General features: G+C 62.3%; 19 protein-coding genes and 1 pseudogene. All 20 read right to left on the bottom strand.

The genetic code is table 11. From position 1 onward, the window contains the following. Positions 1 to 17 precede the first annotated feature (17 nt). The 20 genes and pseudogenes from ACUN0G_RS11330 to ACUN0G_RS11235 all read right to left on the bottom strand — a co-directional run bounded on the left by ACUN0G_RS11330 (position 18) and on the right by ACUN0G_RS11235 (position 25,644). Entirely contained in the window at positions 18 to 1,064 is a 1,047-nt protein-coding gene (locus ACUN0G_RS11330) for a phosphotransferase family protein (RefSeq protein WP_445573418.1), read from the bottom strand. Next, the gene (locus ACUN0G_RS11325; RefSeq protein WP_445573417.1) at positions 1,061 to 2,356 is read right to left on the bottom strand and encodes an acyl-CoA dehydrogenase family protein; all 1,296 of its coding nucleotides are present in this window, start codon (positions 2,354 to 2,356) and stop codon (positions 1,061 to 1,063) included. The genes ACUN0G_RS11330 and ACUN0G_RS11325 overlap by 4 nt, the downstream gene beginning before the upstream one ends. A 24-nt stretch (positions 2,357 to 2,380) precedes the next feature. Beyond that, the gene (locus tag ACUN0G_RS11320; protein ID WP_445573416.1) at positions 2,381 to 3,118 is read right to left on the bottom strand and encodes an SDR family NAD(P)-dependent oxidoreductase; all 738 of its coding nucleotides are present in this window, start codon (positions 3,116 to 3,118) and stop codon (positions 2,381 to 2,383) included. Positions 3,119 to 3,150: 32 nt separating this feature from the next. Further along, positions 3,151 to 5,397, bottom strand: a complete 2,247-nt coding sequence (locus ACUN0G_RS11315; protein WP_445573415.1) for a CoA transferase — start codon at positions 5,395 to 5,397, stop codon at positions 3,151 to 3,153. 169 nt (positions 5,398 to 5,566) lie between these two features. Next, positions 5,567 to 6,427: a pantoate--beta-alanine ligase gene (gene panC, locus ACUN0G_RS11310; RefSeq protein ID WP_445573414.1), complete on the bottom strand. Its 861-nt coding sequence runs from the start codon at positions 6,425 to 6,427 to the stop codon at positions 5,567 to 5,569. Between the two features lie 46 nt (positions 6,428 to 6,473). Beyond that, positions 6,474 to 7,025, bottom strand: a complete 552-nt coding sequence (locus tag ACUN0G_RS11305) for a glutathione peroxidase (protein WP_445573413.1) — start codon at positions 7,023 to 7,025, stop codon at positions 6,474 to 6,476. Positions 7,026 to 7,591: 566 nt separating this feature from the next. Then, entirely contained in the window at positions 7,592 to 8,884 is a 1,293-nt protein-coding gene (locus ACUN0G_RS11300) for an MFS transporter (RefSeq protein WP_445573412.1), read from the bottom strand. A 33-nt stretch (positions 8,885 to 8,917) separates the two neighbouring features. Then, positions 8,918 to 11,578: pseudogene (locus ACUN0G_RS11295) on the bottom strand (TonB-dependent receptor domain-containing protein). Positions 11,579 to 11,781: 203 nt separating this feature from the next. After that, complete coding sequence (locus ACUN0G_RS11290; protein ID WP_057023669.1) at positions 11,782 to 12,738, bottom strand: FecR family protein; 957 nt, start codon at positions 12,736 to 12,738, stop codon at positions 11,782 to 11,784. Next, a complete protein-coding gene (locus tag ACUN0G_RS11285) occupies positions 12,735 to 13,244 on the bottom strand; it encodes a sigma-70 family RNA polymerase sigma factor (protein ID WP_177081592.1) in 510 nt (169 codons plus the stop codon). Before ACUN0G_RS11285 ends, ACUN0G_RS11290 begins: the two co-directional genes overlap by 4 nt. 78 nt (positions 13,245 to 13,322) lie before the next feature. Further along, positions 13,323 to 14,510, bottom strand: coding sequence for an MFS transporter (locus ACUN0G_RS11280; protein ID WP_445575546.1), 1,188 nt, complete (start codon positions 14,508 to 14,510; stop codon positions 13,323 to 13,325). A gap of 2 nt (positions 14,511 to 14,512) precedes the next feature. Further along, on the bottom strand, positions 14,513 to 15,787 hold the full coding sequence (locus ACUN0G_RS11275) for an MFS transporter (protein WP_445573411.1): 1,275 nt from the start codon (positions 15,785 to 15,787) through the stop codon (positions 14,513 to 14,515). Continuing rightward, positions 15,784 to 16,857 carry an LLM class flavin-dependent oxidoreductase gene (locus tag ACUN0G_RS11270; RefSeq protein WP_445573410.1) on the bottom strand — a complete coding sequence of 358 codons (1,074 nt, stop codon included), beginning with the start codon at positions 16,855 to 16,857 and terminating at the stop codon, positions 15,784 to 15,786. The genes ACUN0G_RS11275 and ACUN0G_RS11270 overlap by 4 nt, the downstream gene beginning before the upstream one ends. A gap of 14 nt (positions 16,858 to 16,871) precedes the next feature. Further along, positions 16,872 to 19,463, bottom strand: coding sequence for a TonB-dependent receptor domain-containing protein (locus tag ACUN0G_RS11265; RefSeq protein WP_445575545.1), 2,592 nt, complete (start codon positions 19,461 to 19,463; stop codon positions 16,872 to 16,874). A 158-nt stretch (positions 19,464 to 19,621) separates the two neighbouring features. Next, the gene (locus ACUN0G_RS11260; RefSeq protein WP_445573409.1) at positions 19,622 to 20,476 is read right to left on the bottom strand and encodes a class I SAM-dependent methyltransferase; all 855 of its coding nucleotides are present in this window, start codon (positions 20,474 to 20,476) and stop codon (positions 19,622 to 19,624) included. Beyond that, the gene (locus tag ACUN0G_RS11255; protein ID WP_445573408.1) at positions 20,460 to 21,119 is read right to left on the bottom strand and encodes a hypothetical protein; all 660 of its coding nucleotides are present in this window, start codon (positions 21,117 to 21,119) and stop codon (positions 20,460 to 20,462) included. The genes ACUN0G_RS11260 and ACUN0G_RS11255 overlap by 17 nt, the downstream gene beginning before the upstream one ends. After that, entirely contained in the window at positions 21,116 to 22,012 is an 897-nt protein-coding gene (locus ACUN0G_RS11250) for an alpha/beta fold hydrolase (protein ID WP_445573407.1), read from the bottom strand. Before ACUN0G_RS11250 ends, ACUN0G_RS11255 begins: the two co-directional genes overlap by 4 nt. Positions 22,013 to 22,026: 14 nt before the next feature. After that, a complete protein-coding gene (locus ACUN0G_RS11245) occupies positions 22,027 to 22,536 on the bottom strand; it encodes an aromatic-ring-hydroxylating dioxygenase subunit beta (protein ID WP_445573406.1) in 510 nt (169 codons plus the stop codon). Positions 22,537 to 22,566: 30 nt separating this feature from the next. Further along, complete coding sequence (gene asnB, locus ACUN0G_RS11240) at positions 22,567 to 24,396, bottom strand: asparagine synthase (glutamine-hydrolyzing) (protein ID WP_445573405.1); 1,830 nt, start codon at positions 24,394 to 24,396, stop codon at positions 22,567 to 22,569. Positions 24,397 to 24,486: 90 nt separating this feature from the next. After that, positions 24,487 to 25,644 (bottom strand): aromatic ring-hydroxylating dioxygenase subunit alpha, encoded by a 1,158-nt coding sequence (locus ACUN0G_RS11235; protein ID WP_445573404.1) that lies wholly within the window; start codon positions 25,642 to 25,644, stop codon positions 24,487 to 24,489. Positions 25,645 to 26,230: the final 586 nt, after the last annotated feature.

Below are 26,230 nucleotides of genomic sequence, written 5' to 3'. Positions count from 1 at the left end.
TCCTCGTGGGGTGCGGTTTATTGAGCGATGCGCCACAACGCCGTCGCCAGCAGGCGCAACGCCGAAGCATGGTGTTTTTCGCCAGTGGCCATCGGCGCTTTGCCGGCGCAGGCACGGGCATAACTGACTTCCAGAAAGATGCCGAGCTTGAACCCGGCCAATACCAGGTACCAGGTGAAGTCGGCCAGCGAGCGCGAACTGCCGGCGCGGTAGTGGGCGACCAATTCATCCGTGCTGCAAAAGCCCGCCCAAGGATGTACCTCAATCGTCCCGGCGCCGAAGCCATCGGCGTCGGGCCAGGTGACCACCAGCCAAGCCAGGTCGAGCAAGGGGTCGCCAACGGTGGCCAATTCCCAATCGACCACGGCCGCCAGTTCGGCACTGTCGTGGCGGAACATCACGTTTGAGAGGTGAAAGTCGCCATGCAGGATGCCGGCCTCAAACTGTTGCGGGCAGTGTGCGTTGAGCCACGCAGCCACCCGATCCAGGCCCGGTAACTTGCTGGCGCCCGGCCATCCGTCATAACCCTTGACGGTGTCGAGGTGCGCCAGCCACCGCGCCACCTGACGCTGATGAAACCCTGCAGGGCGGCCAAAATCCGCCAGCCCGACCGCGTTGTGATCGATTTCACCCAGGCGCAGCAGCGCGTCCACCATGGCCAGTCCCATGCGCCGACGTAACTGGGGGTCGCTGGCCTGCAGCGGCGGCAGGCCAGCGGCGTTGTTGGGGTTGAAGCCCTGCACCGGCTCCATCAGGTAGAAACTCGCTCCCAGCACATCCGGGTTAGCGCACGCAGCAATCAGCCCGGCATGCGGCACCGCTGAACCCGCCAACGCCTGCAGCAGTCGGGCCTCGCGCTTGATGGTGGTGTTGCCGACTTCGCGCAGTTCCCGCGATGGGCAGCGCAACACGAATTCACGCGCACCCCGGCGAAAGTGAAGGAGCAGGTTTTGCGTACCGCCGGCCAGGACCCGCGCAGCCTTGATCGGACCGTGCTCCAGGCCGCAGTCATCCATCCAGCGCGCCAGACGGTCCGGCTCGACCAACGCCCGCCAGTCGTTCATGCCTGCGTCTCGTCGAAGTGCGCCAATACGTCGGCATATTTTTCCCTGGCACGGGCGGCGGCGGTCGGCCGATGGTAGGCGGGGAACACCTCGTCACAGGCGTGGTAGTCGCGCAGCAGCTGTTTGGCGAGGGTGGTTTTGTGCACCTCGGTAGGCCCATCCGCCAACCCCATCTGGAATGAGCGAACGATGTAGCCGGTAAACGGCATCTCGTTGCTGACCCCCAGCGAACCATGCACATGCAGGGCGCGTGCGGCAATGTCATGTAGCACCTTGGGCATGGCGGCCTTGACGGCGGCGATGTCTTTGCGCACCCGTTGGTAATCCTGGTACTGGTCGATTCGCCAGGCGGTGCGCATCACCAGCAAACGGAATTGCTCGAGTTCGATCCAGGAGTCGGCGATCTTTTCCTGGACCAGTTGCTTGTCGGCGAGGCGGCTGCCCTGGGTGTTGCGCGACAAGGCGCGTTCACACAACGCATCCAGAGCTTTCTGAGCCTGGCCGATCACGCGCATGGCGTGGTGCACGCGGCCGCCGCCCAGGCGCACCTGGGCCACCACAAATGCCTGCCCCGGCGCGCCGAGCATGGCACTGGCAGGGACACGCACATTGTTGAAAGACAGGTAGGCATGGGTGGCCGCTGGGTCATCGACAATGCCGACGTTGCGGATGATGCTCACCCCTGGCGTGTCGGCGGGCACGATAAACATCGACATGCCCTTGTACACCGAGACACTTTTGTCGGTGACCGCCATCACGATGTAGAACGCCGCGTAGCGCGCGTTGGAGGCAAACCACTTCTGGCCGTTGAGCAACCAGTCACCGCCCTCGCGCACCGCGTCGGTGGTGAAGACCGCAGGGTCAGCGCCGCCCTGGGGTTCCGTCATGGCGAAGCACGACACGATGTCCCCCGCAAGCAGCGGTTGCAGGTAACGCTGCTTTTGCTGGGGCGTGCCGAAATGCGCAAGGATTTCGCTGTTGCCCGAGTCCGGTGCCTGGCAACCGAACACGATGGGGCCGAACAGCGAACGCCCGAGAATTTCATTGATCAGCGCCAGCCGCACCTGGCCATAGCCGGCACCGCCCAGCTCCGGCCCCAGATGGCAGGCCCATAACTCGCGCGCCTTGACCCGCGCCTGCAACGGCTTGACCAGTTGCTGGAACAGCGGGTCATGGATATTCCATGGGCTGCCCAACACATGGTCGAGGGGCTCGACTTCTTCACGCACGAACTGCTCGATCCAGTCCAGTTCAGCTTGAATCTCGGGATCTGTCTGGAAGTCCCAGGCCATGGTGTCTCTCCTAGCAATAAGTGATCAGGCCAGCAGCATGCCGCCGTCGACCAACAGGGTCTGGCCCAGCAGGTAGCCCGCTAGGGGCGAGGCCAGGAACAGCGCCACATTGGCCATGTCCTGCGGTGTGCCCAAGCGCCCCAGAGGGATGCCGCGCAATGCGCTTTCGAGGCGTTTGGGGTTGGCGGTGGTGACCTGGGTCAGCTTGGTTTCCACCAAGCCAGGCGCAATGCCGTTGACCCGTATACCGTCCCGCGCCCACGCTTCGGCCAGGGTGCGAGTAAGGCCAAAAGCGCCGGTCTTGGAGGCGTTATAGGCCGGGTTACCCCGGGTGGAATGGAACGCCGCAGCCGAGCTGACAACGATCAGCGCGCCCTTAGCATCCTTGAGCAGCGGGTAAAACTTCTGCGCGCAAACCATTACGCTAGTGAGGTTGACGTCCAGCACATGCTTAAAGCCTTCGGTGAGAAACTCCTGGCGGTCATAGAGCACCGTGCCCTGGGCCAGTACCAGCACATCCAGCCGCGCAAATGGCACCCGGGTCGCTTCGATCAGGTCGGCATCGGCCACGTTGACCCGGGCATAGTGCAAGCCTTCGAGGTCCGAATCTGCCGAGTCCGCGTAGCCGGCGGCATTCGCCCGCGTCCCCCATACGTGCACCTGGGCACCGCGTCGGCGAAAGTTCTGCGCGATGCTGTTGCCTATACCGCTGGAGCCGCCCACCACCAGCACGGTTTTGTCGCTGAAGTCCAACTCGTCCATGGAAACTCCTTGTGCTGCGTGTCCAGAAAGCATCAGGGTTGCTGCAGCGTCAACCAGCCATCGGCGGCCAATCGCTGTAATTCGTCATCGGCAAAGCCCAGCCCCTGCAAGACTTGGCGCGTGTGTTGGCCCAGCGCCGGCGGCGGACGCGACAACGCCAGAGGCAGGTCGCCGAAGTCCCAGAACTCGCCGATCTGTTGCAGGTGGCCATACTCCGCGTGGTCTGTGTGAGCGTGCAGGCCGGCCGCGGCGTGCTCGGGGTTGTCGAGAAAAGCCTCGCGCTGTGCCTCCAGCACCGCTTCGGCGGGCACACGCGCCTGCGCCAGCGCCGCCAACGCGGTGTCACGCGGTTGGCGGGCGCACCAGTCCTGGGGCGCATCGCCCACCAGCGCGTGAAAACGCTGCACTTCATCAGGGGTCAGGACGGCAACGGCGATCCATGCATCGCGGCAGAGGTATAAGCGATGGTTGTCCGCCAGGCCGGTCTGTTGCCCGTCCATCGGTTCGAACGGTGTGAGGCTGCCGTCTGCACGTACCACCACTTCACTCATGGTGAGCAACGTGGCACCCAGCAAAGAGGCGTTGACCATTTGCCCGGTGCCGCTGCGATTGCGTTGATAAAGCCCCAGCAGCAAGGCGTACAGCGAGGACAGGCCCGCGAAAAAATCCCCGACACCAAAGCGCAGCCACATGGGCGCCTGCCCTTCACCGCCCTGCGCAACCTCCCAGCCGCACGCGGCTTGCATCAATTGATCAAACCCCGGCCAATCGGCGCGCGGCCCGATGGGCCCATAGGCACTGACGTGGCAATACAGCAACTGCGGGTTGAGCGCCTTGAGCGAGGCGTAATCGACCTTGAGCTTGCGCGCTGCCGGCAGGCGCATATTGTGGTGGACCACATCCGCCCAACGCACCAGCGCCTCCACCACCGGCCCGGTGTGCGTATCGCCCAACTGCAGCGCCACACCCAGCTTGCCGCGCTGGGTACCGCTGAACACGCGTTCGAGGCCGCGCATGGCGTCGCCCTTGGGTGCCTCGACCTTGATCACTTCGGCCCCGAGGTCGGCCAACAACATGCAGGCAAACGGTCCAGCCAGATAAGCGCCCAGGTCGAGTACCTTCAAGCCGTGCAGTGGCGGCAATGGTGCCGCCCCCTCAGCGGCTGGTACTACCGAGGCGAGCGTAGGGCGTTCGGGTAGTCCGGCCGCGGCTTCGTTGGCCCGTGGCGCACCAATACCGATGAGCGGCAGGGGCTGCACTTGCCAAGCGCGCCCAGGCTGCCAGGTCGTGCCCAACTGCTCATCCTCGACCTGCACCACGTAGCCGTTGAGGCGGGCTTGCTCGTCGAAATAAATATCGCCAAACGTCGCCGCGATTTGCGCTGCCACATCGTGCTGCCAGAAGTGTTCGACCCAATCCTGTGCAGGGCGCGCGGCGATCACGGCTTTGTTCGCACCGAAGTTCGGTGCTACATGGCTGGGTGGCCACAGTGCGTTCAGACGAGCGACCTCGACCTCCCCCAACGCGGCCAACGCGGTAGCCATCCACGGTGCCTGGTCCGGCGAATAGTGCACATGCAGCCAGCGACCGTCGGCACATTGATGCAGGGGAATGGGAATGTGTTTGTCCAGGCCTTTGGCAAACGCCGGGGTAGGCGTTTGCGCGCGGCTCCAGTGCATGGTCATCGGCACCAGTGCGGCCTGCACCAGGCTGGTGTGGGCGGGCCCGCCCCGGCCGTCACGGTCACGGGCAAGCAGGCGCGCCATCACCCCGACGACACACAGCCAGGCTGCCATCCAATTAGCGAAAGGCATGCGCACGAACACCGGGCCCGGTCGATGCCCTGGCTGCTCGTCCAGCAGCCCCAGGCGCGCCAATATCAGCGTTTCCCTGGGCAAGGCGTTGGCCAGCGCATGACGCCGGGGCCAGCCACCGATGGATGCAATCACCAAGCGGGGAAACGTCGCCGTCAATAGGTCGTCCGCCAGGCCATGGGTGTGTGCCACCTCAGGCGTGAAGTCATGCAGCAGCACATCCGCATCGCTGAGCAGATGCTCCAGTCGTGCCCGGCCGGCAGCCCCCTCAAGGTCGAGCACGATGCTGCGCTTGCCACGATTGAGCGTCGCAAACATCACCGCGTCGTCGCGGGCCGGGTTAAGCGCAGGCTCGACCATTATCACCTGCGCTCCGGCCTCACTCAGTTGCAGGCCAGCCGCAGAACCGGCAATGCCGGAGCACAGACTGATAACGCGAATTCCTTGAAGCACGGCTTGGCTCATGGAGCACCTTCGAGTGTCGGGTTTGCTCACGGCGTCTGGCAGCGAAGCTGCCGGGCGAATCCATGGCTCAACTCTACGACGAACCGAAGCAATTCCCTACTCAGATTAATGTTCCGAATACAGAACCATAAGCATAGATGAGAACACTATCTCAATAACTGTCCAATTATTAGCGGTTTCCGGCCAACGCCATCGTCACGTTATCGATCAAGCGCGTCTTGCCCAGTCGCGCCGCCACTAACACAGCCAGCTTAGTGGCGCCTTCGAGTATCGGGCTCAGGTTGATTGCATTGCGCACTTCAAGGTATTCCAACTGGAAGCCGGCCTGGCGAATGCGCTGGGCGCAGTCATCGATCAGGTGCTGATCGACTTGCCCCCTATCGACGATGGAGGCCGCGATCTGTTGCAGATAGCCGTACAGCAGAGGCGCCTGCATGCGCTCCTGCTCCGTCAAGTAGCCGTTACGCGACGACAGGGCCAACCCATCACTCGCCCGACGGGTGGGAACGCCGATAATCGTAACCGGCATATCCAGGCCGCTGACCATGGCGCGGATCACTGCCAACTGTTGATAGTCTTTCTCGCCAAACAGCGCACTGTCGGGCTGAACCATATTCAGCAGTTTGCACACAATGGTTGCCATCCCATCGAAGTGCCCAGGACGCGCCCCGCCACACAGCCCCCACGACACTCCCGGTACGCTGACGCGCGCCTGAGCGTCCTTGCCATTGGGGTACATCGCTTCGACCGACGGGCAGAACAACAGATCGCAGCCGGCTTGTTCGAGCTGTTGTCGGTCGGCCTCCAGGGTGCGCGGATACGTAGCGAAATCCTCGTCGGGACCAAACTGCAACGGGTTGACGAAGATGCTTGCCACTACGTAGTCGGCGCAATGCCGGGCCCTGCGAATCAGCTCGATGTGCCCCTCGTGCAGGTTGCCCATGGTCGCCACCAGGGCAATGGATTTCTGCGCGCCACGCGCACGCGCGGTGTGCGCGCGAAGCGTGGCGATGTCATTCACAGTCAACATGGGGGCTCGTTCCTGCATTGCAGCCTGCGTATCACACGCACCGGGTTCAGGCCGTCAGGGCCAATTGTGCGTCTATCGCAGACAGCAAGCGTGGATCATCGGCGGCGACATCCGGGGCAAAGCGCGCCACGACCGTTCCCGAACGACCAATCAGGAATTTCTCGAAGTTCCACAGCACTTGGGTGGTGTCTTCCGAGATGATGCCATAGCCCTTGAGGCGCTCGCGGAACGGGCCGTCGCCAGTCGCGGCGGGCTGCGCGGCCGTCAGTTGGGCATAGAGCGGATGCTGGTCGGCACCGCCCACTGACACTTTGGAAAACAGCGGAAACTTCACACCGTAAGTCAGTGTGCAGAAGGCCTTGATGTCTTCGTCGCTGCCGGGCTCCTGTTCCCTGAAATTATTGGCCGGGAAACCCAGCACCTCCAGGCCTTCGGCGCACTTGCTTTCGTAGAGTTTTTCCAACCCCTCATACTGCGGCGTCAGGCCGCATTTGGAGGCAACGTTGACCACCAGCAGCACTTTGCCTTGGTAGTCGCCCAAGCTCGTGTCAGAGCCATCAATCTGCTTCAGGGGAATGTCATACAGAGAGCCGGACATCTGGAAACCTCATATGCATGGATAAAGATCGCCTGCCCAATCTGTGTGCGCAGACCTAAACGAATAGAAGAAGCCTCACGCTCACCCCTTCCAACGGAACAAATAAAACACATCTACAATATTTGTTCAATTTCACAATGTTCGAACGGATAGAGTTTGATGCGTTCAGGCGCAATACCAGTGGGGCGGGAACCAGGAGACGGTCAAGGCGGAGCTGCGCATTCGCTTGCGCCTGAGGGTTCGCGCCCGCGATGAACTCGCCACGCATGGGGCCTGCGAAGCGATCCTGGTATAGGGAAATGTCGAGGGCGCCGGCGGACTCCTCAAGGAGCAAATGCACGACAAAAACTTGGTCGCTCTGGACGTCATCGGTCGTAGCCAAAACCCTGTACTGGCCGTCTCTCGGGTGAGACGCCACTATCTGCATTAGTAATTCCGCCCCCTCGTTTAGCCGATTTGGCCTAGCTGATAGAAGCTTGTATGTTGCCCTAGCGTCAAGTGTGGAACCGGGTTGCGGGTGTGGTCCAGATTTTCGAGGCCAAACATCTGCGCCTTCCCCTGCTTATTCACTTGCTCCTTTCACATTGCCCCAGTCTCTTTGCTGTCGGCTCTGACGGTACACCGCTCCTCACCTGCACCTCGGGGCGGCTTGGATACGGTCGGAATCCCCGCAGGATTAACGTCGCCAGCAGAAATGCACCAAGCAACGTCCACTCAGCCAACACATAAGAGCCGGTCTGGTCATACAGCGCGCCAATCAGCCAGGCACCGAGGCTGATAGACAGGGCAAACGTGAACGGCTGCACCGCCCCGTAGATCACACTGAAGCGGCGCAAACCGAAGTAGCGTGCGACGAAGTACTTGGTCGTACCACTTTCGCCACCGCCACCCAGGCCGATCAAGAATATCGAGAGCCACAAGCCGGCAAAGCCGTTCGCAGACTCGAATATCAGCATGCCGAGTACGGCGATCAAGGCAAAGGGCAGCGCGACTCTGGGCGTCTGGAAGCGGTCCATCAAGCCCCCCATCAGTGGCTGGGACACCACCATGCCGATCGACAACGCCGACAGCACCGTAGCAGCCTGACCCCGAGTCAGTTCACGTTCCATGAGCATTGGGACCCCGTGCGTCATCACGCTCGACACCACAAATACCGTCAGCACCTGGTTGATCAACAGCCACCAGAACGTTGGCGTTCGCCATGCGTCGAACTCGGACATGCCCTGCTCCACCGCAGGTGCGGCTACCTGCACGGCTTGGGCTGCACGCTCGCGAAACAACCACCACAACAATGGCAACGCCACCCCGCCCTCCAGAACGCCATACACGAAATAAGTGGTACGCCACCCCCATGTCTCGATGCACACATGGCCCACCCACAACCCGAACGGGCCTCCGATGCCAAACCCCAGCCCCAACAATCCATAGGCCATGCCACGTCGCTGCACAAACCAACCACCCAGAATCTTGCCGTAGGGCATATTCCCCGGTGCAACGATACCCTGCAGCAAAAACAACCCGCGTAGCTGCCAGACTTCTTCGATGATCGCCAATGCCATCAGCAGTGGTGCCAGCAACGCGGTGCTGACGAGCATCAACCGCCTGGCCCCCCAGCGGTCGATCAGCCAGCCTTTGACCGGGCTGCTCAGCGCCACCGCCAGACCGAACAGCGTCACCAGCAACACGACCTGGGCGCGGTCCCAGCTGAATTCGAGGCTCATCGGGGCGATGAACAAACTGAACGTAGTGAGCAGGATGCCGGTGGGGCCAAGCATCATGGCGACCACCGAAGCCAGCAGCACACCGAGGGCGGCCGGGGAATACTCCGTGTGGCCGCCCTTTTGAGTTTCAAGGGTCATAGTCGTATCCCATCAGCCACTATCCGTTGAGTATCAGAACTGATACCGCGCCTTCACGTAGTAGAACGCGCCGTTGAAACCGATCTGTGAGCCGTAGGTGTCGTAACGCAATACGTCGCCGTAAGTAGTACTCGCGGCCGGCAGCTTGTCGGGGCGTACATCCAGCACGTTGTCGGCGCCCGCGCTAAGTTGCAGGTTGCGGTTCACCGCGTAACGCACGGCGACGTCGGTGATGTATTTCGGGCTGTTAACAAAGTGATTGAACTCCGTAGGGGACCAGGCGTTAGGCCCAACGGTGTAGTCGAGCTCCGAGGTAGTCTTGCCATAGCGTGTCAGACGCAGGCTCACGTCAAGGTTATCTAGGCTCCAGGTACCGCCCAACGACACTTGGCTGCGAGGGGTGGAAGATGTCAACCAGGCAATCTGCTGGGCATTGAGCAGCACGTCACCGTTGGCGCCCTGGTGGTTCTTTTCTACTTTGGTGCGATTGAAGTTGGCCGATGCTTCCCAGTCAATCGCACCATAAGCGCCAAGGGGCGTGAGGTAATGCCCAGTGATATCGACCCCACGCGTGAGGGTGTCGGCACCATTGGCCAGGTAGTGCGTACTGACCGTGTCCAGGCCCGCGGGCAACGAGATACCGGCCAGCGTCAACGCATCGATCGCCTCGGTACCCGAATAGGTGCCGCTGTCGACGATACGGTCACGAATGCGGATCTGGTAGGCATCAATGTTCAGGCTCACATCGTCCCGCGGGGTCAGCACCAATCCGAGGTTGAAATTGGTGGACTTCTCCGGTTTCAGGTCCTTAGCCCCCAACAATTTGGCGGCCGGTGAATTGGCCGCCAGCAGCCCGAGGGCTATGTCCGGCCCCACGCTCAGCCCGGTATAGTGTTCCTGCACCAGAGAGGGCGCGCGAAAGCCGCTGCTCACACTGGCGCGAACAGCCAGCCCCGGCGTGAAGTCATAGCGGGTGGATAATTTGCCATTGGTCGTGCTGCCAAACTCGCTGAAATGCTCGTAGCGGCCGGCAACGTCCACCTGCCATTTCTCGGTGATCGATGACGACAGATCGATGTAGGACGCCAGCACATCACGCGACCATTTGCCCGCACTCAGCGGTGAGAGCCCGGCAAGCCCCTCAGCTCCGCCCAGGTCGTACGAAGCCGGATCGCCGGCGCTGATCTGATAGATCTCCCGCCGGTGCTCCAAGCCCAGCGCGACATTCAACGGTTTGGCAAGGAACCCGACGTCATAAGCGCGGCCGATGTCAAAATTGTTGGTCCACTGGGTGTTGCGGTACGTAGCCAGGTCGAAACTGGTGGGGCTGGTGCCGGTGTTGCGATAGAGCGCCGCGTTGACCGATTGGGTCATGCTGATTTCGGGTCTATCGGCGCCATAGGCGGTGCTCAAGTCCCAGTGCCATTGATCGAATAACGAGTTACCGCGGATGCCGAAGACGGCCGAATAGTCATCCTCGTCATTATTGGGGCGCGGGGTAAAGCCTTGCGGGTAGATCGTCGGAGCCACCGAACCCAGGCGATAGTTCGCCGCCGACGAGCCCTTTCGGCTGGTGTAGGTCCCAAAGCTATACAGCTCGACGTCATCGTCAAAACCATAGCCGCTGTTGTATGCCATCGACTGGCGATGGAAGGCAGGGTCACCGATGGAAATGTTGTCGCGATGGCCCGTGCGGTTATCGATACCACTCCTGACGGTACGCTCCTGCTCCCGGTATTCGGCACTCAGGTTAAGAAAACCGCTCTCGCCGAACGCCAGCCCGCCATCGATGCCCGAGCCCTGGGACAGCCCGTCACCGGCGCCGTACTGCCCGATATCAGTGTTGAACAGCGCCCCATGGTCGGCAGACTTGAGGATGATATTGATCACCCCGGCGATGGCGTCCGAGCCGTACTGTGCGGACGCCCCGTCTCGCAGCACCTCGATGCGCTAGATGGCGCTAACGGGAATGGTGTCCAGGTCGACGCCCGTCGAGCCTTTCTGCAAACCACCACTGATGTTCAGGTTGGCCGTCTCGTGGCGACGTTTGCCGTTGACCAGGACCAGCACATGGTCGGGGCTCAGGCCGCGCAACGACTGGGTATGGGTCAAGGCTGAGGCATTGAACGGCTGCGCCTGTCGAGTCAGCGCGGGCAGCAACTTGACCAGCATGTCGCGCAGGTCAGTCGCCCCGCTGCTCTGCAGTTGCTCGCTGCTCACCACGTCGATGGGGCTCAGGCTCTCGCTGGCTTTCACATTGGTCTGGCGAGTGCCGGTCACCACTACCGTCGCCAGCGTGCCCGTCGACGTCGACGCACGCGGCACAACGGATGCTGCCGGCGCGGACGCTACGGGGTGCAACGTCAGTACGCCATTGTTGCGGCTAAACCCCAGGCTACTGCCGCGCAATGCTTGCTCCAGCGCCTGATCAACACTCAACGAGCCCTTGATCGCTGGCGCCGACAACCCCTCGACCTGCGCCTGGTCAAACGAGATCGGCGTACGACTCTGCCGGACAATGCTCAACAGCACCTGGGATAGGCTTGCGCCAGGAATATCAAAAGCCAGGGCCTGGACCTTGCCGGCCACGGCGACAGGCTCGGCCCAAAGCGGCGGCGCCGACACCAGGCAGGTGAGCCCCACCGCCCAGATCATTGAGCTGCGAGGCTCGCGAGACAAACGTTTTATGGTCATTATCGATTTACCTGAGGGATGCACGTTCCTATGTGTGCAATTGCCCCCAGGATTGTTTAGCGCCGATCGAGACTGTTTTCTTATAAGGTTATGCCGTCATTCCGCGCGGAGTGGCATTGCCTCTGGAGCAGCGTGTGCCCAGTGCGAACCTGTGGAGATCACCTCGGGCCAGCATTCACCACCGAGGCAACCTAAGTGGGTTGCTATGAGGCAGTAATACTGACCCAATAATCGCTATACCGGCTGACCGCCACCGGCAGGCTGCGCTCCAGCATCTCAAGGGAGATGGGCATATCGTCCAGCGGGAACAGGCCGTTGACGCGAATTTTCGCAGCCTTGTCGTCGAGCATGACCACACCGGGCAGATAAGGCCTGAACGCCTCCGCGACCCAACTCAACGGCTTGTCATTGACTTCAAGCCAACCGCTGGCCCAGGAGCCTTCGCCCGGTTGCAGCGATGCCTCTGACAGCACGCCATGGGCATCGAACAGCAGGGAATGGGCGCCGGGCACCGCCACGTTCTCGCCATTGGGTAAACGCAGGAGCACATCGCCTTGCAAGGTCAGCAGACGGATACCCGCCCCCTCTTCTCCTACCTGCAACCGCCCCGCCTGGCTATGCACGACCCCGACCGCCGTCGCGATCTCGAAGGACGAAACAGTGTTCTCGACGATGTCCAGCAGCAGCGTGCCCTTGCGCAAGACCAACGCCCGCTGCTGGTCGAAAAAGCGCGGCAATACGCGGCTGCGAGCGTTGAGTTCCAAGCGGCTGCCGTCGTCGAGCTGCCAGTGTCGCCGCTCGCCGGTACCGGTCGCCCACTCACCAGGCAGCCCCATGCCCGATTGCAACCAGCGTCCGAACAGCCCGGCGCCCAGGGCAACCCCGAGCACGCCGAGGCTATTGCCGATAAATCGCCTTCGACTGGAAGGCTGCTCCAGGGCACGTAGTAAAGGCGTGCTGGTACGCCCGCGCCAGGGAGAGGCTTGAACGGCCTCCAGCCCTTTGAGCAACTGATCGAACACCTGGGCATGGCGTGGTGATTGCCCACGCCACCGCTCCAGGGCGCGTTGCTGCTGGCTGTCAAACGCGCCGGACTGAATTCGCGCCATCCATTCAATCGCCTCTTCCAGCACCGGGTCGTCGCGCTCGTCCGTGCTCATTCGGCCAGCCCCCGGTAGCAGCAGCGCAACGCCTCTTTCATCAACTGATGAATGCGCGCCTGAGACAACCCCACACGTTCACTGATCTGCAGGTAGGTCAGGCCCTCCAGTTGACTGAGCACGAACACCGTCTTGGCTTGCCCCGAGAGGCCGTCGAGCAGGCGGTCGATGGCTTGCAGGCTTTCGATGAGCATCCACTGTTCATGGGGCGAAGGGTGGACCTGATCCGGCGCCTCCGCCAGTACCTGCAGGTAGGCGCGCTCCAGATCCTTGCGCCGCCAGGTCTCGTACATCAGACGCTGGGCAATGGTCGCCAGCAGCGCCCTGGGCGAACGAATCGCCGCTGGATCCGGCAGCAACCAAACCTGCAGAAAGGCCTCCGCCGCCAAGTCCTCGGCGCTATGACTGCAACCGGTATGGCGCGACAGGCGCCGGCACAACCAGCCGTAGTTCTGCTGGAACAATTGAGCAATCAGCGTGTTCTTGAAAGATGACGGGCTATCCATATGCATTCAGTCACTTGAGACACCCCACGCCAACGGAAAAGACGGTAGTGAGCTTGCCGGTTTGAAGGTTCTCGACGGTCAGTCGTTGTCCTGTGTGTTGGGCAGCCGTGCCGACCACCAGCCGCACCCGGCACCGCCGAGTACCAGGGCCGCTCCCAGCCACGGCAGCAGTTGAACGGAAAAATGATCCACCACACCGGCACCGAGGAACGCCCCCAGGGCCACGCCCAACTGGATTGCACTGGTGTTGAGGCTGATCTGCACGGCTGCGGTTTCGGGGTTGAGTTGCACCAGGTACTTCTGGATCGCGGGGCCCGGCGCCATGTTGAAAATGCACCAGGTCACCATCGCCACCAGCAGCGTCAGCAGGGAAATCGTCGCAAGGGGCAACAGGCTCATCGCCAGGGCATGCAACAGCAGAAACACCACGAACGTGCGTGGCCCGGGCCACCGGTCCGCCGCGCGTCCGCCCTGCACCGCGCCCACGATGCCACCGATACCGTAGACCAGCAGCACCAGGCTGATCACGGTTTTCGACAGGCCCATGCTGCGCACCAGAAACGGCACGATGTAGGTGTAAAGCGTGAATTGCCCGGTCATTTGCAACAGCGCCGCCCCATGGGCGAGAAAGACCTTGGCCCGCACCAGCTCCGCCCATTGCCGGGACGGCGCTATGCCGGGTGCGCCGGGAATATCCGGCAACCACTGTGACACCAGCGGCACACTGAGCAACGCCACGCCCGCCAGCAGCAGGAACAGGCTGCGCCAACCCCAGTACTCGCCAATCAGCGTGCCCAGGGGCACCCCCAGCACCAGCGACGCCACGATGCCGGCGAACACCAGGCCGATGGCTTGCCCGCTGCGATTGGCCGGCACCAGCGCCACAGCGACGGTGATGGCGACCACCACGGTGACCGAGGCACTGGCCGCCACCAGCAGCCGGCTGAGCAGCAACAGCGTGAACGTCCCCGCTGCTGCCCCGGCCAGGTTGGCAACCACAAACACCAGCAGCGCCACCAGCAACAGGCGTCGCCTGCGCACCCTGGCGCTAAGGTAGATCAATACCGGACCAGCCAACGCATAGACCAGGGCATAGAGGCTCATCAACAAGCCGGCCTGCCCCTGGGTGACGCCAAACGTCTGGGCGAGGTGATCGAGAATCCCCGCCACCACCAGTTCAACGGTGCCGACCACAAACGCCAGGCCTGCCAGTAACCATACCCCGGGCGCCAGGCGGTTGCGCTCGTTTGCGGCTTCCAATGCCATACTCATGGCGGTGTTGCTCCCTTGCTTGATAAACCGGTGGCGGTGTGACGATAACGGCCCAGGCCCAACAGCAATACGGTAGCCATCGAGAAGGCCGCCAGCAGCACCTGACTCGATAAGCCGTAGCCGCCCGAGCGGTCATACATCACGCCCAGCATATAGGTGCCCAGGCTGATCGCGATGGCAGATGTAAACGGCTGCACCGAACCATAGATCACGCTGAAGTGGCGCAAGCCAAAATACCGTGTCAGAAAATACTGGGTAGTGCCGGTTTCACCGCCGGCACCAAGGCCGATCAGGAATACCGCGGCCCACAGCCAGCCCGGCTGGCTGGCCTGAATCAACACCAGCATGCCCAACACCGCCAACAATGCAAAAGGCAGCGCCACCCGGGGGCTGTTGTAGCGGTCCAGTGCAAGCCCCAGCAGCGGTTGCGACACGATCATGCCCAGCCACAACGCCGAAAGCACGTCTACGGCGTCTGAGCGTGCCAGACCCTTTTCCACCAGCAAGGGCACGCCATGGATGATCACCCCCGTGACCGCAAACACCCCCAGCAGCAAATTTGCCAGGATCAACCAGAACGTTATCCCCGCCCAGGCCTGGCGCGGTGTGCTGCCCTCGGTCGGGCGTCGACGGCTGGATGCAGACACCACCACAGGCCGCTCGCGAAACAGCCACCACAACAGAGGCAAGGCCACCATGCCCTCAAGCAGGCCGAAGATCAAATAGGTGGTGCGCCACCCAAACACCTCGATACACAGGTTGCCAGCATACAACGCCAGCGGACCACCGACACCGAAACCCAGGCCCAGCAACCCATAGGCGGCGCCCCGTCGATGATTGAACCAACCGCCGAGAATTCGCGCATAGGGAATGTTGCCCGGCGCCAGCAAACCCATCAGCAAAAACAACAGATACAACTGCCAATCGGCCCGTACCCAGGCAGTGCAAGCCATGCACACCGCCAGCAGTGCCGTAAGCGGCAATACCAGCGCCCGCGCGCCCCAACGGTCCACAGCCCAGCCTTTGAACGGGCTACTCAGCGCCACCGCCAAGCCCAGCCAGGTCACCAGCAATGCCACGTGGCTGCGGTCCCAGTGCAATTCGGCGCTGATGGGGTCGATAAACAACGAGAAGCTGCTGATCACCAACCCGGTGGGGCCAACGATGACGCCGATGACACAGGCCAGCAGCACCCCCAGCGTCACCGGTGTGAACTCAGAAGCGCGTGGCTCGACCAGCGGTTCGGCCCGGCTGATGGACGTATCACTCATGAGGCCGCCCTCAGGCGCTCGATCAACTCGCGCCGCAACTGAATATCGAGCGCACTCTCGGTGGTGGCCTCCAATTGGACAATATCGATGCCAGCCTGATGAAACGCCAGGATGTCCAAGGCGACCTTGTCGATCGTTCCGACCCGCAGGACGGCGAACGCGCGCTCGACCACTTCGACCGCCCATTGCTGACGCCTGGCCGGGCTCAACTGCCCGAGCAGCTCGCGTTCGTTGTCCCGCGCCAACTGAGGTGAGGCACTCAGTTCCGCAGCGGGGCGCGCCAATAACAAGCCCAGGGCTGCCTCACGCCACTTTCGCGCGGTGTCCCGCGCCGCCTGTTCGGTCTCGCCGAGAATCACCTGGAAATGCTTCCAGAACTTCAAGGGGCGCCCATCGGCCAGCGCCTGCAGTTTCACTTTTAGCTGATAGGTGGCCTCAGGGCTGCTGAAGCTGCCGGCGTAGATGTCGGCAAAGCGCACCGCCAGTTGCTGGGCACTGTCCGACGAACCACCGATGGATAAGGGAGGACGCGGCTGCTGCACCGCCGAAAAGCCGCTGCCGGCATTCTCGAGCCGATAGAACTCGCCCGCATAATCGAAGGGCTCGGAACTGGCCAGGGTGCGGGTGAAGATCTCCAGGTATTCGAAGGCTCGCCGATAGCGTTGCTCCTTGTCGGCAAAATCACCGTCGCGGCGCACATCGGCGTCGCTGGAGCCGATCACCACATGCACCGCCGCACGTCCCTGGGACAAACGGTCCAGGGTCGCCAGGGAGCGTGCCGCGACGGTGGGTTGAGTGACACCTGGACGGTGGGCCACGGTCACCCGCAGTGTGTCGGTAGACGACAAGGCGTAACCGGCCACCAGCCAGGGGTCCGGCCACGCGCTGGCCACGGTCACCAAGGCACTGTCCAGGCCATCGGCCTCCTCCAACCGGGCTTTCTGCTGAATATCGAAGGGGCATACCGGGCGACTGCGCAGGTCGGGCAGGAAACGCCCGGCCTGGCGTTCAAACACCGTGTCACCGGCGACGGCACAGGCACGCACGCCGCCACGCAATTCAATGGACATCGTGTTCACCTCCCCTAGAAGCTGTAGACCGCGTTCACGTAATAGAAAGCCCCGTTGAAGCTGATCTGCGAGGCATAGGTGTCGTAGTGGTTGAACCCCAGGTAAGCGCTTTCAGCGGGCAGTTTGTCGGGTTTGACGTCGAACACGTTGTTTGCACCCACGGCCAGCGACAGTTGGCGAGTCGCGGCGTAGCGCAACTCGATGTCGGTGAGGTACTTGGGGGAGTTCTCGAAATGGTTGAACTCGGTGGTGGAGTACGCATTGGGCCCGGTGTAATAGTCCAGTTCAGAGATGGTTTTGCTGTAGCGCGTCTCGCGTACGGTCAGGCCCCATTTATCGCGACTCCAATTGGCTTCCAGGGACACCTGGCTACGGGGTGTGGAACTGGTGATCCAGGCCTGTTGCTGATCGTTGAGCAGCAGCCGGCCGTCGCTGCCGATGTGGTTTTTCAGCAGATTGGTGCGGTTGAAGTTGGCGCCCAGGCGCCAGTCGATCTGGCCCCAGCCGTCGAGCCGGGTCAGGTAGGTGGCCGTGATGTCGACACCGTGGGTGCGGGTGTCGGCGCCATTGGTCATATAGTGGGTGCTGACCGAGGCCAGGCCCGACGGCACCGAAATGCCGCCGGCATGTAGCGCGTCGATGGCTTGCTGGCCCGAGTAGGTGCCGCCGTCGACGATACGGTCACGTAGGGTGATCTGGTACGCGTCGATGGCGATATTCAAGTCGCTCAGCGGGTTGAGCACCAACCCCAGGTTGTAGTTGATCGACTTCTCGGGCTTGAGGTCCTCGGCTCCCAGCATCTTGGCCGCCGCCGAGTTGGCGGCGAGCAACCCGGTGGCAATCGTCGGCGAGACCCCAAGGCTGGTATAGTTCTCCTGGGCCAGGGACGGCGCACGAAACCCGGAACTGACACTGGCCCGCAGGCCCACCTGGGGGTTGAAATCGTACCGGGTCGAGAGCTTGCCGTTAGTGGTACTACCAAAGTCGCTGTAATGCTCGTAACGGGCCGCCGACGCCACTTGCCATTGCTCGGTCAGGTGGGTGGAGAGGTCCAGGTAGCCGCCCAGCACGTCCCGCGTCCACTGCCCGGCAGTGGCGGGTGCCTGGCCGGGCAAGGCTTTAGAGCCGCCGTTGTAGTAGGAGTAGTAATCGCCGGCGCCAACCTTATACAGATCGCGGCGCTGCTCCAGCCCCCAGGAAAAGTTCAGCGGCTTGGGCAGCAGCGCCACGTCGAAGGCACGGCGCAGGTCCAGGTTGTTGGTCCATTGGGTGACCTTGTATTCGGCCAGGTCAAACTTGCGTGGGGTGGTGCCGGTTTCGTTGTACAGCGCGAGGTTCACCGAGTGGTCCATTCCGATATCGGGCTTGTCGGCGCCGTAGGTGGAGCTCAGGTCCCAGTCCCAGTCACCGAACAGTTCCACGCCGCGCAGGCCGGCGGTGAGGGAATAGTCGTCCTCATCACTGGTGATGTGTGGCGTAAAGCCGTTGGGGTAAATGGTCGGCACCAGTGTGGGCAACTGGTAGATCTGCGCCGACGACACCGTGCGATGGGTGTAGGTCGCGAAGCTGTAGAAATCCAGCTGGTCGGTCAGCGCCGCCCCTGTGTTGAACGCCAGGGCCTGGCGATGCACGGCCGGGTCGCCAATGGAGGGGTTGCCGTAATGCCCGGTACGCTCGTCGATGCCGGCGCGGATCGTACTCTTTTGCTCGCGGAACTCGGCGCTGAGATTCAGATAGCCGGTCTCCCCCACCCGGTAGCCGTTGTTCACCGCCCCGCCCTGGGAAAAGCCGTCACCCGCGCCGTACTGGCCAGCGTTGTAAGAGACCAACCCGCCGTGGTCGGCCGAGCGCAGAATGATGTTGATCACCCCGGCAATGGCATCGGAGCCGTATTGGGCCGAGGCGCCGTCGCGCAGTACTTCGATGTGGTCGATGGCGGCCATGGGGATGGTATCCAGGTCGACCCCGGTGGAACCACTCTGCAAGCCGCCGCTGACGTTGATATTGGCCGTCTCGTGGCGACGCTTGCCATTGACCAGCACCAGTACATGGTTGGGGCTCAGGCCCCGCAGGGACTGGGCGTTGGTCAGCGCCGAGGCGTTGTAGGCCTGGGCCTGGCGCGACAACGAGGGCAGTAACTTGATCAAGGCTTCGCGCACATTCTGGGTGCCGGTCTGGCGCAATTGCTCGTTGGAGACCACGTCAATCGGGCTCAGGCTGTCAGTGGCCTTGACATCTGCCTGGCGAGTCCCGGTCACCACCACGGTGGCCAGGGTTCCGGCCGAGGTCGCGGGGGTTGAGGTGGTGGGCTGTGGCGCCTGGGAGGCCACCGTGTGCAAGGTCAAGACGCCGGAGGCGCTGCGGCTGAAATCCAGGCCGCTGCCGCGCAAGGCTTGCTCCAAGGCCTGGTCCACGCTCAACGAGCCTTTGATGGCAGGCCCCGACAGCCCCTGCACCCGCGCCTGATCAAACGAGATCGGCGTGCGGCTCTGGCGGACGATGCTCAGCAGCACCTGAGACAAATCCCCCGCCGGAATATCAAAGGACAACACCTGAACCTTGCCCGCCGGCGCGCCAGGTTGGGCCCAGAGGGGCTCGGCCGCCATCAGGCAGGTAAAGCCCATGGCCCAGATCATGGGAGTACGGTGTAAACAGGACGGACGTTCAATTGACATCATCAACTTACCCTAAGGAAATCACGTACCTGTGTGTGCAACTGCCCCAGGTTCTTTTCAGCAGCGATCCAGACTGTTTATTCATAAGGTTATGCCCCGCTTTTTTCCGCACGTCGAACACAGCGCCAGACGCTGACGGGGATGTCTGTCACATGCCCCTGGCGCGCCATGCGTTGTTCGGCGATGGCGCCCAGGCGGGCAAAGAACTCCTCGATTCGTTCCGGTGGCACCAACGGGCTGAAATAGGTGCCAAAGGTGGCGGCGTGAAAGCGCTGATATTCCTCGATGCTGTGGATCCGCAGCGCCGCCGAGCGACTGGCAATCGAACGCACCTGAAAATGGCGCTGCACCAGCGCTTCCAGCGCCACCCGTGATCGGGTACGCGTGCCCATCGGCAGTACCGCCGCTTCGGCGAAACGCGCCTGCACGTGCCCCGGCGTGACCAGTTTCATCGCCAGCAGTGCCTCGCCTACCAACTCATCCTCACCGCCCAATCCTTGCGGCGAGACGGGGTGATGAGACGTGAAGAGAAACACGCCCTGCTCACCCAGATGCCGTGCCACCCACTGGAACAACTGGTCCTCATGGGGATACAACCAATGCAGGACAGCCGTCATGCTTATCAGGTCAAAACGCTGCTCCAGCGCGGGCAGGTCCAGCAGGTCGCCCTGCTGCAACACCACCTCGGCCGGGGCATGGCGCAACTGCTCGCGCGCCAGGTCCAGGCGCAACTGCGAACGCTCGATGCCCCACACCTGCTCCAGGCTCGGCCAGCGCTCCACGGCCCCTTGCAGCAGCGAACCGATGCCGCAACCCAGGTCGAGTAAACGCCTGGGCTGGATCTGTGCACGCCCCAGGACCCAGTCCTGGTCACGCAACTGCAAGAGTTGGCTGGAGGTTTCATAACCGGCCAGGGTACGGGCTTGCTCAATGATCGTGCTCATGCTCGATGGCTCCTGCGGGGATAAGGATTTCCCTGGTAATGGTCCATTCGCAGCCATGGCCCTGTTCGTCGGCCAGCAACGTCCAGCGGGCGTCACACCCCTTGGCATGGACCAGCGAAGACAGGAGCTTGGTGCAATAGGTGCAGGCCGACTTCAAGGTGATCGGCACGCCGTTGGCCCGGGCATGCTCGCGGTAGTCCCAGATTCCGCAGTGATGCACCTTGAACAGACTGGCGTCGGGAGCGACCTGGCGAATCTCGAAACGCGTGCCGTAGAGCGAAGCCTGTCGCCCCAGGCGCTCGGCCGCCACAGCGGGTTCACCCTGGCCGGCAGGCTCCAGGGCGCGATACACCTGGCCGGTAGCGGCCGCCCAGGCATCCAGGTCGTAAACCTGCTTGCGCTGCACGATGAATTGTTCGATCAGTGCCTGGGTGCGGAAAAACACCGCCTGCCACTCGGTACTGCCGGCGCCCAAGGCGGGCGGCAAGTCCTGGAAGATCCGCCCGGTGACGTCAACCCAGTCGGCGAGGTCCTGCGCCCGATGTTCCTGGATCAGGTAGGCCGTCATCGCGCTGTGGGCCTCAAACAGACGCTGACGCCACAGCGCACCTTGCTCGGCCGGCGTCAGGGGCGCCGCACTCATGGCTGCGCAACCTGATGCAGGAAGGGCAAGAGCTGCTCCAGCACCGCCTCGGGTGCTTCTTCGGCCAGCATATGGCTGGCCGCAATCGCCGCGCCCCGCACCTCCACGGCCCAGGATTGCCACACCGCCAACGGGTGGCTGGTCGCGGCGTAGGGACGGTCCTGCCACAGCACCAGCACCGGGCAGCGCACCTGGTGACCGGCGTCGCGGTCGGCCTGGTCGGCGGCGGCATCGGCGCCGGCTGCCGCCCGGTAGTCTTCGCACATCGCGTGCAACACCTCGGGACGGGCAAAAGCTTGGTGGTAACTTTCCAGCGCCAGCGGATGATAAATATCGCGACCCTGGGCCATGCGCTGTAACGTCCAGTCGAGGAAATAGCCAGGGTTGGCACCGATCAGCCGCTCCGGCAGATCAAACGGCTGGGCCAGGAAAAACCAGTGGTAGGCGTTCAGGGCAAAGGCCTTGTTGACCCCTGCCCAGACATCCAGGATCGGCACCACTGTCAGCGACACCAGAGCACTCACCACCTGCGGGTGTTCCAGCGCCAAGCGATACGCCACCCGTGCGCCACGGTCATGGCCCACTACCGCGAACCGCGAAAACCCCAGCTTCTGCATGACGTCCAGCTGGTCCAGGGCCAGTGCGCTCTTGTCATAAGCGCCCGGAGCGTTAGCATCCAGGGCGCGGGATTCGCCGTAGCCGCGCAGGTCTGCCAGCACCACCGTGTAGTCCTCGGCCAAGCGCGGGGCAACGCGGTGCCAGGCCAGGTGGGTTTGCGGGTAACCGTGCAACAGCAACAGTGGCGGGCCACTGCCCTTGACCGCCACCTGAATCCGCGCACCGCGGGTGGTCAGGGTCGAGTACTCGAAACCGGGAAGCAATGAATGACTCATGAAGGGCTCCTGCCTCATAAAATGATGCTGATGCGCCGCTGGGCACTGATGGTTTCGTGGTCCAGGCGAATTTCGCGCTTGAGAATCCGCAAGCCACGAGGGCTGTCGTACAGCACATGGGTGGCCTCGCCGACGAAGTACCAGGTTTGCTGGTTGCGAAACTGGTGCACCACGAAGTTGCTTTTGATGGTCAACTGCTCGCCGTCCCGGGACTTGATCCGCACGTTGCTCACCAGCCGTCGGGTACGCGAAGGCGGCGTCTCCATCCAGCTATGGCCACTGAGGAGGCTGTCGACCCGCTCACGCAGGCGGCCGTAGTCATCGGCAATGATGAACAGGCTGTCGTGGGGCTCACCCTCAACCAGATGGCGTTGCAACGGCAGCACCCGGTACTGGGCGGGTTGATCGAACAGGCCGATCCAGGTTTCCAGCTCGCGGTTGTCCAGCAGCTCGGCTTCGCTGATCAGGAAGTCGCTGACCCGGGTCTGCAAGCTCGGGGCGCTGATGTTCAATGGAAGGCTCATGGGCATGTCCCCTGAAGGTTGAAGGCGGTGCTAGAGGCGGATTTCCACCTGGTACAGGCGTAACCAGCGGTCCAGGTTCAGCAGGTAGGCCAGGCCGGCCGTGGGGCTGCTGGAGGCCCGGGGACTGGGCAGCGGCTGTTCCAGTTCGAGCAGCTCACCCACCCGGAGCGCATCCACCAGGTCTAACACCGGCGAGTCGCCGTCAATCAGCAACTGCCTGAGCTGGCTGCGCAACAACGCCAGGTAGCGCGGGTCGGGATTGGCCGGAAAGCCGCTTTTCCTGCGCTCGACAATCGCTTCGGGCAATTCGCCGCGCACGGCGTTGCGCAACAGAGTCTTGCCCTCCCCGGCCACGCTCTTGATCGACCAGGGCACATTCCATACGTAGTCCACCAGGCGGTGATCGCAAAACGGCACCCGCACCTCCAGGCCCACCGCCATGCTGATGCGGTCCTTGCGGTCGAGCATCGCCGGCAACCAGCGCGTCAGTGCCAGGTACGTGACCTCGCGCTGTCGCCGCTCAACCGGGCTGTCTGCGGCCAGGTGCGGAACCTCCGCCAACGCTTCCTGGTAACGCCTGGCCATGTATGCCTGCGGTGCAACCCGCTCGGCGACCTCGGGCCGCAGCAGTTCCCAAAGACCACTCTTGCCCGCCAGCCAAGGAAACCCGGAAAAATCCAGGGCCTGCTGGTCGTGAAAAAACGGATAACCGCCGAACACCTCGTCCGCCGACTCCCCCGAGAACGCCACCGTGGTGTGCTCGCGCACCTGCTGGAACAGCAGGTACAGCGAGCTGTCCAGCTCTCCCCAACCCGGCAGGTCCCGGGCACGCAGTACCGCGTCTTCCTGCTCCAGCACCTGTTCGGATGCGACCGCCAAGGTGGTGTGCGGCGTACCCAGCGCTGCGGATGCCAACTGCGCGAAAGGTTCGTCCCAACTGCTTTGCCACGGGGTTGGGGTAAAGCCTTCACCACCGCCGGTAAAGTCCACCGAAAAGGTCGGCAACGAGCGCCCTTCACGCCCCAGCGCCTGAACGGCATAGGCGCTGATGGCGCTGGAATCCAGGCCGCCGGAAAGCAGGCTGCCCAGGGGTACATCCGCCACCAATTGTTCCTCGACCACCTGGCGCAACAAGCTGGCAACCTGCCGGGCAGTGTCGGCTGGGCTGTCACTGTGAGGCTCGGCCGTCAGCGACCAATAGACAAGGTCCTGTCGCCCGTTGGCATCGAACCTCAAGGCATGGCCAGGCTTGAGCTGATAAAAACCCTGGTAGATCCCGTGGCCAGGCGTGGGCGCGGTACTCAGCGCAAACAGCTCGGCAACCCCACTGGCATCCAGCACCGGGCGTACCTGGGGATGGGCAAGGATGGCCTTGGGCTCGGAGCCGAACAGCACGCCGGTGCCGGTGGCAAAGTAATACAGCGGCTTGACACCAAAACGGTCGCGTACCAGCCACAGGCTTTGGTCCCGTTCATCCCACAGGGCAAAGGCGAAAATCCCGGTCAACCGGGCGAACGCGTGCTCGCCCCATTGCAGGTAGGCACGCAGCACCACTTCAGTGTCCGAACGGGTGGTGAAGGCCTGCCCCAGTGCCTGCAGTTCTTGGCGCAAGGCCAGGTAGTTGTAGACTTCTCCGCTGTAGGTCAGCACCACTTCGTTGCTGGCGTCGGCCATGGGTTGGGCGCCATGGGCCAGGTCAATGATCGACAGGCGCCGATGCCCCAGCAGCGCGTGGGGCGCCACCCATATCCCTTCGGCATCCGGGCCCCGCAGCGCCAGGGTGCGCGTCATGTTTTCGATCACCTCGCGCTGGGGGCGCAGGTCTTGGGTCCAATCGGTCCATCCGGCAATTCCGCACATGAATAATGCCCTTGCAGTGCCCGATATTCCCCACGTAGCCCAAGCTCGGTGCGCGTGGAAGATCTGCCAGGAGTCGGTGATAGTGACTGGCTAAACAGCGATGGCCAGTTGGCGCAGAGGGGTCTGTTGCCCGAGGCGACGGCTCCATTCACGCCAGAAACTGCGGTTTTGTTCTTCATCGGTGTGGCGCTGGGTGCCTGGCCCCATGCCCCGGGAAAAATCACTGTAGCCCAGGGCACTGTGGGCATAGGCCCGCTGGCAGGACTCAAGGATTTCCACATCATCCGGGGTGCCGAAGCCGCCCGGGCCAATAAAGGAGATCAGGCCGTTGATCCGCGCTGCCCGCTCCTCTCGGCTCTCGTTGCTGAACCCCGCGCCCCATACGGTGACATTGACCTGGGTAGCGGAGACGGGGAAAAAGGTGCGGATGTTCAGGCCCAGGATGTCGTTGATCACCAGGTTGGGAAAGATGAACAGGCTCTTGTTGGTGTGGGCGATGGTCTGCGCCCGCGCCAGTCCGAAGCGCTGCACCAGGTGCTCGAATTTATCGGCAATCGGCGCTTTCAGTGCCTCGGGAAACAAAGGGCTCCAATAGGCAATCGGCCGGCCCGTGGAGGGGGGCCCGCTCATGATCAAGCCGTGCCCGTTGCCCAGGGATAAACCTTCGCCGGTACGCTTGTGGGACGCCGGATCGGTGCCCAGGGTGTTGAGGTATTCGAGGTAACGCTTGTGGGCGAACGGCAGGTGGTAGGCATCAACACCGTTCTCGGCGAGCAATTTCCAGTTGCCTTGAATGGCATGGTCAAACGCGCCGGGGATTATTTCCAGGGAGGACTCGGACTGGTCGAGGATCAGGTCGATGTAGTCGGCAGCCTGCCCGAGGTAGTCCTCCAGGGTGTTCTGCGTGCGGGCAAAGTGAATGAACACTAAACCCTTGTAGACGGAGTGCTTGATGCGGGTCAGCGACAGGTCGAGGTTGCATTGGCCGTGATGCTCGTAGGCTGCCTTGTCTGGCTGGCCAATCAGCGCCCCAGCCGTGTCGTAGGTCCAGCCGTGGTAAGGACAGCTAAAGCGCTGGGTATTGCCCTGAGGCTCGGAGCACACCCGCGCGCCCCGGTGCGAACAGGCATTGAGGAACACCGCAAGTTCACCGGTGCCCTGACGCTGGAAGATCAGGTTGCGCCCGCCCACGTCACGGGTAAGGAAGTCCCCGGCCGCTGGCACCTCGCTGAGGTGGGCCAGATACAACCAACTCTTGTCGAAGACCGATTCGAGTTCTTGCTGGTAAACCTGGGGGGAAACATAAGCCTGTCGATTTACTTTGAAATAACTAAGATTATCGGTCTCTATAAATCCATTCACGTCACGACCTCCCTTGCTGTTTCGATAGAACTTATAAAAACCTAACACAACAAAACCGGCGGTAACTATAACGATTGACCATTAGCTCATAACTGAAAGCCATAGGCATAAGCACTGAAAAAATAAATCTAAGTCGACAGTAAAAAAAACAAGGAGCTATTGCACTCATAAAGGGCTTCTTTGCACTTAGCAAAAACTAAAGCCGTCACAGACCACTCACTAGCCCCCACAGATAACGACAACGCAAAATTGCATTATCCAGGAAATAAATAGTAATTTTCGGTTACGCGACGACGTGAGCGTTTGTCTAGATTTTCCTTCGCGCACCGAGCTCAAGCCATTAGTTCGCTAACTGCTGGGATCGGCGAATGCACGCGCTGGGTATTTATCCCTAACGACTGCCAAGCCGCGACTTGCATGAACAAATTCACACTGGTAGCAACCACGGAAGCCTATTTCATCGCGTAAGGCA

The sequence above is a fragment of the Pseudomonas sp. 32A genome (assembly GCF_052682255.1).
Note: the sequence above shows the minus strand (reverse complement) of the source record. Positions and strands in the feature narration are given on the sequence as shown.